The organism is Cupriavidus sp. FW306-01-F10A (genome assembly GCF_058782785.1).
Window position 1 is genome coordinate 215,883 of record NZ_JBYSYA010000007.1, and the last position, 14,120, is coordinate 230,002.

Sequence of the window (14,120 nt, forward strand, 5' to 3'; positions counted from 1 at the left end):
GCCGATGTTTGCGTGAGGGTTCGCCAGTCGCACGCGCGGCCGGCCACCCCGCGGGGGCAGTCAGTGCGATGCCGCCAGGACGTGGGCGAAGGCCACCGAGCCGAGCCCGATCATGTGAGCCAGCCCCAGGCGCGCGCCCGGGTGTTGCCGTCCGTGTGCCTCGCCGCGAATCTGGCGCGTGATCTCGGCGATCTGCCCGATACCGGTCGGTCCGGTCGGATGACCCATGCCTAGCAGGCCGCCCGATGCATTGACCGCGCATTGGCCGCCGATGGCCGAAGCGCCGCGTTCGAGCCACGCCGCCCCTTCTCCAGGCGCGCATAGGTCCATGGCTTCCGTGTAGACCAGCTCCTCGATCGAGAAGGCCTCGTGCAGTTCCACCAGGTTCAGGTCGCGCGGGCCGATGCCGGCCTGCTCATACGCCAGCGCGGTGGACTTGCGCACCATGTCGACGGCTGCCGACGAATCGCCGTGCTCAAGCTCCTCGCTGTTCGCCACCGATGCCAGCACGCGCACGGCGCGGCGCTTGTCCAGGCCGAGACGCCTGATCGCCGCCTCCGACACCACGATCACGGCAGCGGCGCCGTCGCCACGCGGGCAGCACTGCTGCACCGTCAGGTCGCCCACCACCTTTGGCGAGGCCATGACCTGCTCGAGTGTGCGGGGTTTGCGGAACTGTGCATACGGGTTGAGCGCCGCATTGCCGTGGTTCTTGACCGCGACGCGTGCCATCGCTTCGGGCTTCAGGCCGTGCTGGCGCAGGTATTCATGCGCCATCAGCGCGAACTTCACCGGCGGCATGGTCGCGGTCGGCGCAAGGTGCGGCAGGCCGTCCTTGTCGGCGGCCTTGCGGCCATCGCCGAACTTGTCCACCCCCATCGCCACCACCACGTCCGAGATGCCGCTCGCCACCTCCAGGCACGCCTGGCGGAACGCCGAGCAGCCCGATGCCGAGGCGCTTTCCACCTGCGTCACGGCGAGGCCGGTGGAGCCCAGGTGGCGGAACATGACGCGCCCGGTTGCCATGCCGATCGCCGACGTGCCTACGTACGCGCTCTGCACCTCTGGCCAGGCAATGCCGGCGTCCGCCAGCGCCTCGCGCAGCGCGCGCAGGCCGAGGCTGACATAAGGGGTATCCGACGCGAACTGGTACGGATGCAGTCCGATGCCGATGACGTAGACGGGGGTTTGCTGAAGCAGGCGGTTCATCGTTGCACCTCCTGGCTTGCGGGCGCGAAGCGCAGCGGATAACGGTCGCCGCACGGGGCGTCGGCGCGGATCACGCCTTGCACCGTCATGCCCGGAGCCAGTTCCGATTCGCTGACCACGTCGAGCAGCACTTCTTCGCGTATGCCTTCCGCGAACTCGACCTCGCCGACAACGAATGGCGGCGGCATGTCGCGCACCAGCGGCGCATGCACGGTCACGTAGTTGCGCAGCGTGCCCCGCGCGGGCATCTGTTCCACCGTGCCGCGCTCGGGTTCGGCGCCGCAGTACTGGCAACCATAGGCGGAAGCGGGGTAGGTGGGCTTGCCGCATGCGCCGCAGCGCAGTACGGCCAGGAATGGCGCCCCTTGTGTTTCAGGCGAGCGGGATTCCGCAGTCTGCATCGTGTCTCCTCTTCAGTATCTGTTTGCCCATCGGGCGCGCGGGTGCTTGCACGTCGGCGCGACGTCGCGGGTGCCATCGGCCGATCTTTATCTTGCATAACTACGATAGGTCGGATTAGTATCCAGTATATCGTAGTAATACCCCATGTCAAACACGGGAGAACGTACGAAATCTCGTAGACTGTGCGCTTTGGGCGGATGCCGCCCTGTCATCACGAGAATTTCGGAGAACCCATGCCAAGCTTTGTTCCTGCCGCCGCGCGCAGTCTTGCCGTTTTCGAGGTGTTCTCGCGCGAAAAGCGCGAGCTCTCCAACTCGGAACTTGCGCGCCTGCTCGACCTGCCGGAGAGCAGCTGCTCGGACCTGCTGCATACGCTGACCGAGACGGGGTATCTGATGCGTACCGCGCGCACGCGCCGCTTCTATCCCACCACGCGGCTCCATTCGATCTGCGAAGCCATTGCCGGCAACGATCCGCTGGCGGCCGTGGCGGCCGAGGCCACCGAGTTCCTCACTGGCAAGACCGGCGAGACCTCGTTGTGCGGCCGGCTCGACGGCGCTCACGTGCGGGTGACCGGCTTCCAGGAAAGCCGCTACGAATTGCGTTACGTGCTGCGCGTCGGCAAGCGCCTGGCCTTGCATGCCACGGCGCTCGGCAAGGCGCTGCTGGCGGTACTGCCGCCGGAAGACGCGGCGCGGCAGTTACGCCTGCGCGCGCTGCCCAAGCTGGGTCCAAAGACGGAAATCAATCCGGTCGTGCTGGAAAAGCAGATCGCCAAAGTGCGTGAGCGCGGCTGGGCGTGGGTCGAGGACGAGGGCGGAGAAGGGGTGACCGCCATCGCGGTGGCCGGGCTGATCGGCGACGAACCGTTGGCGATCTCGCTGGCGGGCCCCACCGAACGATTCAATCGCCGCAAGGACGAGTACCTGGAGGTGATCGAGGCTGCGCGGGAGCTGGTTTTTCCCGCCGCCCAGAAGGATTAGGCCGGCACATGGGACCGTTCCTGTGTCCGGCTTTGTATCGGCGGTGCCTGGCACGCAATGCCGCCGGTGCCGCATGCATTTCTCAACCGGGCTTTTACAGGAGACACCCATGTTTTTCGAAGCAACTCCCGAGCAGCGGCTGCTGCGCGACAACATTCGCCGATTCATGCAGGCGGAGGTGGCACCGCTGATCAGCCGGCATGATCAGGAGAAGACCTTTCCCTTCGAGATCCTGAAGGGGTTGTCGCAGTTCGGCTACATCGGCGGGCGCCTGTCCGAGGAACAGGGCGGGATGGGGCTGGACCAGCTCACCTGGGCGATGATGATGGAGGAGGCCGGCTACGCCTGGCTTTCGCTGCGTACCATCCTGAACATTACCAACGGCCCGATCGCCAAGCTTGCTGCCGTCGGCACGCCGGATCAGAAGGCCCGCTTCCTCGAACCCTTGCTGGCCTGTGAGCGCAAGGTGTTTACCGCGATCAGCGAGCCGGGTACCGGTTCCAACATCGCGCAGATCCAGACGCGTGCCGACCTGGACGGAGACCACTACGTGCTCAATGGCCGCAAGCTCTGGATTACCAACGGCGCGTTTGCCGACTTCGGCATCGTGGTGGCCCGTACCTACAGCGACAACTGCGAAGGCCAGTTGTCGACGTTCCTGGTCGAGCGCGAAGTCAGTCCTTACGAGGTGCGCCGCGTCGACACCATGGTGCTGCGCAGTACCGGCACCGCCGAGCTCGGCTTCGACAATATTCGCGTGCCGCGCGAGAACCTGCTGGGCGAGGAGGGCGGCGCGCTCAAGCGCATGCTGCAGGGCCTGGACGGAGCGCGCGTCAATATCGCGATGGGCGCCGTGGGCGCGGCGCAGTCCGCGCTCGACCTCGCCACTGACTACGCCAGGACGCGTACGCAGTTCGGCCGTCCCATCGGCAGTTTCCAGCTCGTGCAGAAGATGATCGTGGATATGACGATCCGGGTGGAAGCGGCCCGTGCGCTCGGGTATCGCGCCGCCATGGCGCTCGACCGCGGTGAGGACACGCGTGTCTCCGCGTCGATTGCCAAGTTGTATGCGACCGAGGCCGCGCACGAGGTGGCCAGCATGGCCCTGCAGGTGCACGGCGGTCTGGGCTACGCCACCGACTACCCGATCGAACGCATCTTCCGCGATACGCGTGGCGGCACCATTCCAGAAGGCACCACCGAAGTGCAGACACTGATCGTCGGCCGCGAGATTCTGGGCATGTCGGCCATCGCCTGAGCGGCAACAGCCGCGCCGGGCCTCCAGGCCCTTTCCGCCCGGCGTATCGCCGGGCTCCGCAGACTTCCGCATCGAGAGAAAAAACATGGAGACATACCAAGACCTGTCCCGGCTCGTCAGCCCGCGTTCCATCGCCCTGGTCGGGGCCAGTGACCGCAGTGGCAGCATTGGCGCCCGCGCGCTCGAGAACCTGCTGGACCATTCGGATTTTCTGGGCGATGTGTACCTGATCAACGCGACCAAGCCGGAAGTGGCCGGGCGCAAGGCCTGGCCCGACGTGGCGTCGCTGCCGGCCGTGCCCGACACCGCTCTGGTGGCGGTGCCCGCCGAGCATGTGCTTGCGGTACTGGAACAGTGCGGCGAGAAAGGGGTGCGCTTCGCGATCATCCTGACTTCGGGCTTTGGCGAGGCCGGTGAGGAGGGCAAGGCCGCCGAGCAGACCATGAAGGAGATCGTGGCGCGCACGGGCATGCGCATCTACGGACCGAACTGCCCGGGCCTGACCAATATCACGGAGCGGCTCGGCTTCACGTTCTCGCCGTCCTTCCGGCACGATCTTCGCGGCGGGCCGGTGGGGCTGGCCACGCAAGGGGGCGGCCTTGGCCGCAATGTGCTGCAGGCGATGGATCGCGGCATCGGCGTGGCGCTGTGGAGTTCCAGCGGCAACGAGGTCGACCTGCAGGTGAGCGACTTCATCCACTACATGGCCGATGCGCCCGATATCAAGGTCATCGCCACGCTGCTCGAAGGGGTCAATGACGGCCGCAAGTTCGTCGCGGCCGTGCAGCATGCGGCGCGCAAGGGCAAGCCGGTGGTGGTGCTTAAGGTGGGGCGTTCCGAATACGGGCGCAAGGCAGCGCAGTCGCACACGGCTTCGATTACCGGCTCGGCGGAGGTCAACAGCGCCGTGTTCGCCCAGCTTGGCGTGGTCGAGGTCGATGACATCGACGAACTGATCGACACCGCCTGGCTGTTTGCGCGCGGCATGCCGCGCCAGGGCGGTGCCCTTGCGATCTACTCGGGGTCGGGCGGCACCGCGGCGTTGTGCGCCGACATGGTCGGAAATTCCGGACTGAAGCTGGCCGAGTTCGCGCCGCAGACCCTCGCTGTGCTGCGCGAAGCGCTGCCATCGTACGCGGCCATCGACAACCCCATCGACACCACCACCGCGGTGATGGCTGACCCGGAGCTGGCACGGACTTGTCTGCAGGCGGTTTGCCAAGACCCGAACGTGTCACTGGTGCTGCTGCCGCAGGCGCTCGAGTACGGGGCCATCACCAAGCTGGCCGCCGACATCACGGCACAGGTGCAGGAAGAGAGCCCGGTGCCGATGCTGCCGATCTGGATGAGCGAGCGCCAGGGCGATGCCTACAAGGTGTTTGCCGATGCGGGCCTGGCGCCCGTGCGCAGCATCAGCAAGGCCGTCAAGGCGGTGCAGCGCTGGATGGCCTATGCGGACTGGCGGGCCCGCGCCGATATCGACTTCGAGCCGCTGCTGCAGGCCGCCGCGCGGCCACGCGCCGAGGTGCCCACGCGGGCCCTGTCCGAGCCCGAGGGCAAGGCGATGCTGCGCGCAGCCGGCATCGCCGTTCCCGTGTCCCGTGTGGCGGCCACGCTGGAGCAGGCGCGCGTATTGGCGCGCGAGATGGGTTACCCGCTGGTGGCCAAGGTGGTGAGCGCGCAGATCCAGCACAAGTCGGATGTTGGGGGCGTGGTGGTCGGTATCCACGACGAAGCCGGGCTCGAGGCGGCCTGGCAAGGTATTCACGCATCGGTCACGCGCAACGTGCCTGACGCGCGCATCGACGGTCTGCTGCTCGAACAAATGGCCGCGCCGGGCGGTCTGGAGATACTCATCGGTGTTTCGCGTGACCCGGTGTTTGGGCACATCCTGACCTTCGGCCTCGGCGGGATCTACGTGGAGGTTTTCAAGGACGTATCGCGCCGCATGCTGCCGCTGTCGGCCACAGAGGCCGAGGGGATGATCCGCGAGGTGCGCTGTTTCCCGTTGCTGGATGGCGCGCGCGGAAAGCCGAGGCACGACATCGCGGCACTGACGGCGCTGCTGGTGAAGGTGTCGGACTTCGTCGTCGCGCATGCCGACCGGCTGGTGGAGATGGATCTGAATCCGGTTTGGGTCGGCGTCGCGGGGGAGGGGGCGCTGCCACTCGATGCGGTGATCGTGATGGAGCAAGAGGAGGATGGGAAATGAGCGCGGCCCGTGCGACCAGTGCCCCGCCGCTCGCGGGCGTGCGCGTTGTCGACTTGACCGAACTGCTTCCCGGCCCGTTCCTGACGCAGTCCCTCGTCGACATGGGCGCCGAAGTGGTGAAGATCGAACGTCCCCCGCACGGCGACAATGCCCGGCGCATGGCGCCGGGGCTGTTCGATGCGATCAATCGTGGCAAACGCAGCCTGTTCTGCGACCTGAAGAGCGATAGTGGCCTGGCCGAGGTGAGGGAGCAGATCGCGCAGGCGGACATCGTGATCGAATCCTATCGCCCAGGCGTGATGCGCCGGCTCGGGCTGGACTACGACAACCTCCGCGAGCCGTTCCCACGGCTGATCTATCTGTCGCTGACCGGGTTTGGCCAGGACGGCCGGCATGCGCTGCTGCCAGGTCACGACATCAACTACCTGGCAGCAGCGGGCGCGTTATCACTGGCTGGCGCGCCCGGTGGTCCTCCAGAGCACCAGGCCATGCTGCCGATCGCGGATCTGGCCGGCGCATCCACGGCGCTATCCGCGCTGCTGGCCGCGCTCTACCAGCGCACGGTGAGCGGACGCGGTCAGTATCTGGATGCGGCGCTCGCCGACAGCGTTCTGCATTGGATGGCGCCGCGGCTGGGGCTGTTTCGCCAGAAGGCCGCGACCACGTCCGATGCGCAGCGTGCGATGCTGGGCGGCAAGCCGGCCTATGGCGTGTTCCGCTGCAGGGATGGCCGCTACCTGACCATCGCCGCGCTGGAGGAGCATTTCTGGCGCGGCCTGAATGCTTCGCTGGGTCTGTTCGCCGCCGACGATGCATGTTGCGCGACCCACGCCGCGCGTACCGCGCATGCCGAAGCGATCAATGCGCGTCTGGCGGAATGTGTGGTCGAGTATGACGCCGATGCGCTGATGGCGCGTCTGGCCGACGCGGACCTGCCGGTGTTCCCGGTGCTGGATGCTGCGGAGGCCGTTGTGCAAGCCCGAGCCAGATCGGGGGCGCGGATCACGGAGACGGAAAACGGGCCGTTGCCCGGGTTCCCCGTGACGCTGGAGGGTATGGCCTGAAGCATCGCGGGGCGCCGGCCTTGGCCGCGCCCCGCATGGATGGCCCGTTGGTCAGTCCAGCTTGGCGCCGGACTTCTTGACCACATCCCCCCACTTCACGATCTCGGCCTGGATGAAGCTGCCGAACTTGGCTTCGGACAGGCCGTACATCGGCATACTGCCGTATGGCTCGATCGACTTGCGTACCTCGGGGTCGCGCAGCGCTTCCTCCGTCGCCTTCGCAATCAGCGCCACGGTCTGTGGCGGCGTGCCGGCCGGCACCAGGATGCCGGACCAGCTACTGGCCTGCGCCATGGCGTAACCTGATTGCGCAATGGTGGGCACGGTCGGCAGCAGCGCCAGACGCTCTTTGCCGGTCGTGGCAAGCGCGCGCAGCTTTCCGCTCTGGATATGAGGTATCACGATGCTCGGATAGTCGAACATCACGTCCACCACGCCGCCCAGCAGATCGTTGATGGCCGGCGAACTGCCCTTGTACGGAACGTGGGTTAGCTTCACGCCGGCGCTGGTCTGGAACAACTCGGCGCTCAAATGCGTGCCGGTACCCGCGCCCGCCGATCCGAAGTTGACCTTGCCCGGATGCTGCTTGGCGTATTCCACCAGTTCCTTGACCGTCTTGTAGGGGCGCGAGGCGTTGACCACCATGATCGTGGATGTTTCCGAGATCGCGTGGACTGGGGCGAAATCCTTCAACGGGTCGTAGCGCACCTTGCCGTACAGCGCCAGGTTGGCCGCCATTGTGCCCTGCGTGCCATAGATCCATGTGTAGCCATCGGCCGGCGCACGCGCCGCGACTTCCGTGCCGACCATGCCGCCAGCCCCGGGGCGGTTTTCCACCACCACCGATTGTTTCAGGGTTTCCGACATCTTCTTGGCGATGGTGCGCGATGCCGTGTCGGTGATGCCACCCGGGGTGAACGGCACGATCCAGGTAATTGGCCGACTAGGGAATTTTTCCTGCGCGAATGAGAGTGCTGGCGCCAGTGCCAACGCTGCCAGCAGCGATCGCCGCCAGCATCGGAAACTTCTGTTCATCGCTGTCTCCTTTGATATTTTCTTCGAAATATCGAAGTACTATACAGCTAATCGCAGGAAAGAAAAATAGGAAATCCAGGAGCTCGACAGGAGACCGTACGGGTGGACGTCATTGGGGAACCTTCCGGCTTCAGGTGTCGATTCAGGCTGAACGCGAGGTCGAACAGCCGCTGCCAATGGCGGTGCCATCGGCATTGATATGGGCGTAGCGCGGCTTGGCTTGCCGCGCTCTCGGACGGGACGTTATGCCCCGCTCAACAGCTTCAAGCGGCATGAAACAGCCTTGCGCTAGGCGCACCAGGCGATGAGCCACAAGTGAAGTGCAGCAACAACTGTAAAAAGGAGAAAGCTTGCAACTGGGCCGGCCAACGCGACGCGGAATCACAGTTTGCAAGCAGCGGCGGCGGTCATCAGAACCGTTCCTTGCACAAGGTCTTCAGCGTGCGCACAAAGGTCGCCATGGTGGGCGAGTCACCCGCACCCTGGCGCCGGTAAAGCGCCACCGGCGGCAGCGGCCACTCCAGGTCGCAGGGCACGCTGGCCACGTGCGCGCGGGTGGAGAGATCGTGCGCCACGTCGGCGGGCACGATGGCCACCATCGACGGGTTGCGCTCGATCATGCGGCCGACGATCTTGAGCGAATGGGTTTCGATGGCCGGCACCGGTGGCTCTTCGCCCACGTGCAGGAACAGGTCCAGCACCGAGGCGCCCAGCGCCGTGCCCGCGGGCGGCAGGACCCAGTCCATGGTGGCGAGCTCGTGCCAGTCCAGCGCGCGCTTGCCCAGATGCCTGGCAGTCTTGAGGTGGCACACCAGCGCGGGGCGCTGGCGGAACAGGATGTCGCAGCGCAGGTCACGCACCTGTGCCGCGCCGCGCGCGCGTGCCACCACGCCTTCGAGCCTGTGCTCGCGAAGCAGCGCCAGCAGGCGGTCGCTGCTGGCTTCCTCCACCGAGAACACGAACGGCCCGACCTGCTCGCGCGTGTGCGAGAGCGTGTCGCACAGCAACTGGCCGGACAGGTAGTGGATCACGCCGATGCTGAGCCGCTCGGTGAAGCCCAGGCGGGCTGCGGCCATGTCGTTGGCCCAGTCCTGCAGGTCGACCAGCAGGCGCGAAGCGCGCGAGATCGCGATGCGCCCCACCGGCGTGGGCGTGACGCCACCGCGTTGCCGCGTGAACAGGGCCGTGCCCATCATGGATTCGACCTCGGCCAGCATCTGCGTCAGGTAGGGCTGGGTCACCCCCCATTCCTGCGCCACGCGGGAGAGCGAGCCGTACTCGTTCAGCGCGACCAGCAGGTTGAGCTGGCGCGCCTTCAGGCGCGAGCGCATGCGGCCCAGCGTTTCAAGGGCCAGGGCGGTGAGTCGGTCGGGCATAAGTATTTACTTATCCTGGTATCAAGATATCTGCCAATACGTTTATGCCAGATCACTACAGTAGTGTCTAGACATCCGTCACTCACACACCACGGGAGCCCCCTAGATGCCTGTCATCGATGTTCACACCCACATCTTCACAAAGCCCTGGCTGGAGCTGCTCAAGCGCAAGGGCGGGCTCTACAACATCCAGCAGCGCCCCGACGGCCAGCACGAGGTATTCCGTGGCGACACGCCCGTGGTCATCCCACAGAAAGGACACTTCGACTACGACCTGCGCATCCAGCACATGGACGCGGCCGGCATCGACATCTCTGTCATGTCGCTGACTTGCCCCAATGTGTTCTGGGGCGACGAGGAAACCAGCTGCGAAGCGGCCCGCGAATCCAACGATTCGCTGGCGCAGGCGCAGGCCGATCACCCGAGCCGGCTGCGCTGGTTCACCTCGCTGCCGTGGGAATACCCGCAGCGCGCGCTCGACGAGCTCAAGCGCACCTGCGACAACGGTGCGAGCGGCGTCATGGTGCTGGCCAACATCGCCGGCCGCAGCCTGACCGACCCGGCCTTCGCGCCCATCTGGGCCGAAATCGACCGCCGCGCGCTGCCGGTGCTGGTGCACCCCACCGACCCGCCGGGCGCCGACCTGATGGACATGACCAAGTTCGACCTGAGCTGGTCCGTGGGCTTCATGTTCGACACCACGCTCGCCATCACGCGCATGATCTTCGAGGGCTTCTTCGACCAATACCCCAACCTCAAGATCATCGCCTCGCATGCGGGTGGTGCGTTGCCCTATCTGGCCGGCCGTTTCGGGAAGGGCCACGAGGTCGAGATCCCCCAGCGGCGCAAGATGCAGCGCACGCCCATCGACTACCTGCGCCACATCCACTACGACTGCATCTCGTACAGCCCGGCTTCGCTGGAGTTCCTGATCTCGGTCGTCGGGGCCGACCGGGTGATGTTCGGCACCGACTGGCCGCACCAGGTTCACGACACGCGCGGGTCCTTCGCCAATACGGAGCGGCTGTCCGCCGCGCAGCGCGACGCCGTGCGTTCGGGCAATGCCATGCGAGTATTCGGTTTCTGATCGACTTCGGCTGACCAAGGAGACTCTCAGCATGATGAAGCGACGCGTTTTCAATCGGGTGGCTGCAACCTTGGCGCTGGCCGCCGCGCTGCCTATGGGCGCCCTTGCCCAGGACAAGCCCCCCCTCAAGCTGCTGGTCGGCTTCGCGCCCGGCGGCTCGGTCGATGTCGTGGCGCGGCTGCTGGCCGAGCGCCTGCGCCTGCCGCTCGGCCAGCAGGTGATCGTCGAGAATAAGCCCGGAGCTGGCGGTCGCCTGGTGCTTGGGGAAGCAAAGCGCGCGCCGGCCGACGGCAACACGCTGGTCATTTCGCCCAGCGGCGCGTTGGTGATCTCGCCATGGCTCTACCACCTCAACTATGACCCGGTGAAGGACTTCACGCCCATCGCGCGCGTGGTGACCTTCGACTTCGCGGTGACGGCGGGTCCGGCGGCGCCGGCCGGCGACATCCGCGCGGTGCTGAACTGGCTCAAGGCCAACCCGGCCCGCGCCAACTACGGTACTTCGGGCGCAGGCACCGTGCCGCACTTTGCGGGCGTGCTGCTGTCGCAGGCCTCAGGCGTGCCGCTCACGCACGTTGCCTACAAGGGCGGCGCGCCGGCAGTGTCCGATCTGCTGGGCGGACAGATTCCCATCATGGTGGACACGATATCGGAGACCATCGAGCATCACCGCGCGGGCCGCCTGCGCATCCTCGCGGTCACGGGTAACGCGCGATCGCCGGCGCTGCCCGACGTGCCAACGCTCAAGGAGTCCGGCATCGACGCCACAGCTGAGGCCTTCGTCGGCCTGTTCGCCCCCGCAGGCCTGCCGGCCGACAAGGTCAAGCGCCTGTCCGACGCGATCGCCGAAGTGCTCAAGGCGCCCGATCTCCAGGCGCGCATCCGCGAGATCGGCCTGAATGCAAACTACGCCGGCCCGCAGCAACTCGGCGAGACCCAGGTCGCCGAGCTCAGGCGCTGGGAACGGCCCATCAAGGCATCGGGCTACAAGGCCGAATGATGTTGCCGCCGTGCAGCATGCAGGGGCTGGCCGTGCTCGTGGGCCGGCCGGTCCCGCACAGGCGGGTCAATCGTTTCCTTCAGTCCGAGTCGAGCCGGCGACTGGAACGTAAAGCGCAACAGGGCTGACCGCCAGGTGATTGATATATCCACCGCTATCAGTGCGATGCATGATGGCCTGTCGGCCGGCGCATGACCTGAATTTCCGGCCCAGTACGGGATTCGCAGGAACTTGCTACATTGCTGACTGCTGGCGAAAACAGCCCCCCGCTGCTGCCGCGCTCACCGCAAACCGACAGACCAAGGAGACATCGAATGCGCACCGCACTTCAACTTCGTTCGCAAATCAAGAGCAGTGGTGAACTCGAGCTGTCGCTAGCCAGCATCGACACGCCGAACCCTGGCCCGGATGAAGTGCTCATCCGCATTGAAGCCTCTCCCCTCAACCCGTCCGATCTCGGACTGCTGTTCGGTGCGGCCGACATGAGCACGGCCAAGGCCAGCGGCACGGCCGAGCACCCCATCGTCACCGCGCGCGTTCCGGAAGGCGCGATGCGCAGCATGGCGGGCCGCCTGGATGCGTCCATGCCGGTTGGCAATGAGGGCGCGGGCGTGGTCGTCGATGCAGGCTCGTCCCCCGCGGCGCAAGCCCTGATGGGCAAGACCGTGGCTGCCATCGGCGGCGCGATGTACTCGCAGTACCGCTGCATTCCCGCGGACCAGTGCCTGGTCCTGCCCGAAGGCGCCACGCCTGCTGACGGCGCGTCGTCATTCGTCAACCCGCTCACCGCACTGGGCATGGTCGAGACCATGCGGCTCGAAGGACATAGCGCCCTGGTGCACACCGCCGCGGCCTCCAACCTGGGCCAGATGCTCAATCAGATCTGTCTCAAGGATGGCATCAAGCTGGTGAACATCGTGCGCAAGCAAGAGCAGGCGGACCTGCTCAAGGCACAAGGCGCGGCCCACGTCTGCAACGCCGCGTCGCCCACGTTCATGCAGGACCTCACCGAGGCACTCGTCGCCACTGGCGCAACGATCGCGTTCGACGCCACGGGCGGCGGCAAGCTCGGCGGCCAGATCCTCACCTGCATGGAAGCGGCCTTGAACAAGACGGCCCGCGAATACAGCCGCTATGGCTCGACCACCCACAAGCAGGTCTATCTCTACGGCGGCCTGGACACAAGCCCGACCGAGTTCAACCGCAACTTCGGCATGGCGTGGGGCATGGGCGGCTGGCTGCTGTTCCCGTTCCTGCAGAAGATCGGGCGCGAGCGGGCCAACGCGCTGAAGCAACGCGTGATGGCGGAGCTGAAGACCACCTTTGCCAGCCACTACTCGAAAGAGATCTCGCTGGCCGAGGTGCTGGACCTGGACGTGATTGCCGTCTACAACAAGCGCGCGACGGGTGAGAAGTACCTGATCAACCCGAACAAGGGCCTGGCCGGATAAATCACCGTGGGGCGCCTTGCGCGCCCACCGTGTCAAGAATCATCCGCTGCGCCACAGCCGGCGGCGCGGCGCTGCCGGCCGGCAATGGGTGGGCGCTTTCCAGTTCCGCGGCGGTGTGGCAGCTCATCCAGGTGCTGCCCTGGCAGTCATCGCGCACCAGCACGCGCAGGGGCAAGTCCAGCACAACGCTGGGTGCGGCGAGCATCAATGGTGTTCCCCGCTTGGCGTTGTCATAGATCAGCACCTGCGTCGCCGGCATTGCCAGCCCGGCGTTGCGTGCAGGCTATGATTTCGCGGGCGCGACGGACGCGCCCTCGATTCCGTGACGCCTGAGAGCGTCCGAAACGAAGCAGGAGGCCTTCATCTGCTCGACGAACCGCCGTAGCAATTCCACGGCTTCAGCGCTGCGGGCTATGGGGAGGCCCATGGCTTGCTGTATGACCATAAACCGGCCCGGCAACAACCTCAGGCCCGCAGTGCGCTTGGCATCTGCTTCCAATTGCTGTCGCACCCCTGCAGCCACGTCCGCGCTTTGCTCCAGGAATGTTTGCACAACGGCAGGGGACGTCGGGGCGCGCACGATGTGTGCATGTTGCAGCGTACGAGTGAGATAAAGATCGTAGGCGCTCCCTTTTCCTACCACGACACGGCGTCCGGCGAGGTCGACCTCTTCGTTGGCCTTGACGGTGGATTCCTCCTTCACCAAATACGCGCCTTCGATCAGCACGTAGGGTTCGGAGAATGCGATGCCGGCCCCCCGGACCGGGTCGACGGCAAAGAATCCGAAGTCCGCCTGTTCGGCCGTGACGGCCTCGACCGACTTCCCTGCTGAGTCAAATACGACAAGCTCAAGCGGAACGCCCAAGCAACTGGCAAGCTCACGGGCGAGGTCTACTGAAACGCCGAATGGATTGCCGCCGGCATCGAGGTTTGCCAGGATAGGGTTGCCTACGTTGATGGATGCGCGAAGGATTCCCGTTGGCGCAAGCTCCGCTGCAAGCCTTGCATATTGACTTGTCATGATGCTTCCGGCGTGTGCCATT

Annotated in this window: 13 protein-coding genes; 7 read left to right on the forward strand and 6 right to left on the reverse strand. The window is 65.9% G+C overall.

Annotated features, from left to right (window positions below):
* Positions 1-60: 60 nt before the first annotated feature.
* Both AC3WLF_RS13160 and AC3WLF_RS13165 read right to left on the reverse strand, forming a co-directional pair.
* A complete protein-coding gene (locus AC3WLF_RS13160; RefSeq protein WP_492358344.1) occupies positions 61-1,209 on the reverse strand; it encodes a thiolase family protein in 1,149 nt (382 codons plus the stop codon).
* Complete coding sequence (locus AC3WLF_RS13165; protein ID WP_492318030.1) at positions 1,206-1,610, reverse strand: Zn-ribbon domain-containing OB-fold protein; 405 nt, start codon at positions 1,608-1,610, stop codon at positions 1,206-1,208. The genes AC3WLF_RS13160 and AC3WLF_RS13165 overlap by 4 nt, the downstream gene beginning before the upstream one ends.
* Before the next feature lie 234 nt (positions 1,611-1,844).
* Here AC3WLF_RS13165 and AC3WLF_RS13170 point away from each other — a divergent pair, with 234 nt between their 5' ends.
* The 4 genes from AC3WLF_RS13170 to AC3WLF_RS13185 all read left to right on the forward strand — a co-directional run bounded on the left by AC3WLF_RS13170 (position 1,845) and on the right by AC3WLF_RS13185 (position 7,128).
* A complete protein-coding gene (locus AC3WLF_RS13170; protein ID WP_492318029.1) occupies positions 1,845-2,594 on the forward strand; it encodes an IclR family transcriptional regulator in 750 nt (249 codons plus the stop codon).
* A 109-nt stretch (positions 2,595-2,703) separates the two neighbouring features.
* On the forward strand, positions 2,704-3,852 hold the full coding sequence (locus AC3WLF_RS13175; RefSeq protein WP_492358345.1) for an acyl-CoA dehydrogenase family protein: 1,149 nt from the start codon (positions 2,704-2,706) through the stop codon (positions 3,850-3,852).
* Positions 3,853-3,937: 85 nt separating this feature from the next.
* The gene (locus AC3WLF_RS13180) at positions 3,938-6,064 is read left to right on the forward strand and encodes an acetate--CoA ligase family protein (RefSeq protein WP_492358346.1); all 2,127 of its coding nucleotides are present in this window, start codon (positions 3,938-3,940) and stop codon (positions 6,062-6,064) included.
* Entirely contained in the window at positions 6,061-7,128 is a 1,068-nt protein-coding gene (locus tag AC3WLF_RS13185; RefSeq protein ID WP_492318026.1) for a CaiB/BaiF CoA transferase family protein, read from the forward strand. Before AC3WLF_RS13180 ends, AC3WLF_RS13185 begins: the two co-directional genes overlap by 4 nt.
* 51 nt (positions 7,129-7,179) lie before the next feature.
* Here AC3WLF_RS13185 and AC3WLF_RS13190 read toward each other — a convergent pair whose 3' ends face one another.
* Together AC3WLF_RS13190 and AC3WLF_RS13195 are read right to left on the reverse strand one after the other, a co-directional pair.
* Positions 7,180-8,163 carry a Bug family tripartite tricarboxylate transporter substrate binding protein gene (locus AC3WLF_RS13190; RefSeq protein ID WP_492356334.1) on the reverse strand — a complete coding sequence of 328 codons (984 nt, stop codon included), beginning with the start codon at positions 8,161-8,163 and terminating at the stop codon, positions 7,180-7,182.
* Positions 8,164-8,573: 410 nt separating this feature from the next.
* Positions 8,574-9,539, reverse strand: coding sequence for a LysR family transcriptional regulator (locus tag AC3WLF_RS13195; protein ID WP_492318024.1), 966 nt, complete (start codon positions 9,537-9,539; stop codon positions 8,574-8,576).
* Positions 9,540-9,645: 106 nt separating this feature from the next.
* On the opposite strand from AC3WLF_RS13195, the gene AC3WLF_RS13200 reads away from it, so the two are divergent.
* The 3 genes from AC3WLF_RS13200 to AC3WLF_RS13210 all read left to right on the forward strand — a co-directional run bounded on the left by AC3WLF_RS13200 (position 9,646) and on the right by AC3WLF_RS13210 (position 13,077).
* Positions 9,646-10,626 (forward strand): amidohydrolase family protein, encoded by a 981-nt coding sequence (locus tag AC3WLF_RS13200; protein ID WP_010812600.1) that lies wholly within the window; start codon positions 9,646-9,648, stop codon positions 10,624-10,626.
* A 31-nt stretch (positions 10,627-10,657) separates the two neighbouring features.
* Positions 10,658-11,626 carry a Bug family tripartite tricarboxylate transporter substrate binding protein gene (locus tag AC3WLF_RS13205; protein WP_492318023.1) on the forward strand — a complete coding sequence of 323 codons (969 nt, stop codon included), beginning with the start codon at positions 10,658-10,660 and terminating at the stop codon, positions 11,624-11,626.
* A 314-nt stretch (positions 11,627-11,940) separates the two neighbouring features.
* Complete coding sequence (locus tag AC3WLF_RS13210) at positions 11,941-13,077, forward strand: zinc-binding dehydrogenase (protein ID WP_492358347.1); 1,137 nt, start codon at positions 11,941-11,943, stop codon at positions 13,075-13,077.
* Position 13,078: 1 nt separating this feature from the next.
* On the opposite strand, the gene AC3WLF_RS13215 is transcribed toward AC3WLF_RS13210, so the two are convergent.
* Entirely contained in the window at positions 13,079-13,342 is a 264-nt protein-coding gene (locus tag AC3WLF_RS13215) for a DUF302 domain-containing protein (RefSeq protein ID WP_492318213.1), read from the reverse strand.
* Positions 13,343-13,360: 18 nt separating this feature from the next.
* Positions 13,361-14,098: an ABC transporter substrate-binding protein gene (locus AC3WLF_RS13220; RefSeq protein ID WP_492318021.1), complete on the reverse strand. Its 738-nt coding sequence runs from the start codon at positions 14,096-14,098 to the stop codon at positions 13,361-13,363.
* Positions 14,099-14,120 lie beyond the last annotated feature (22 nt).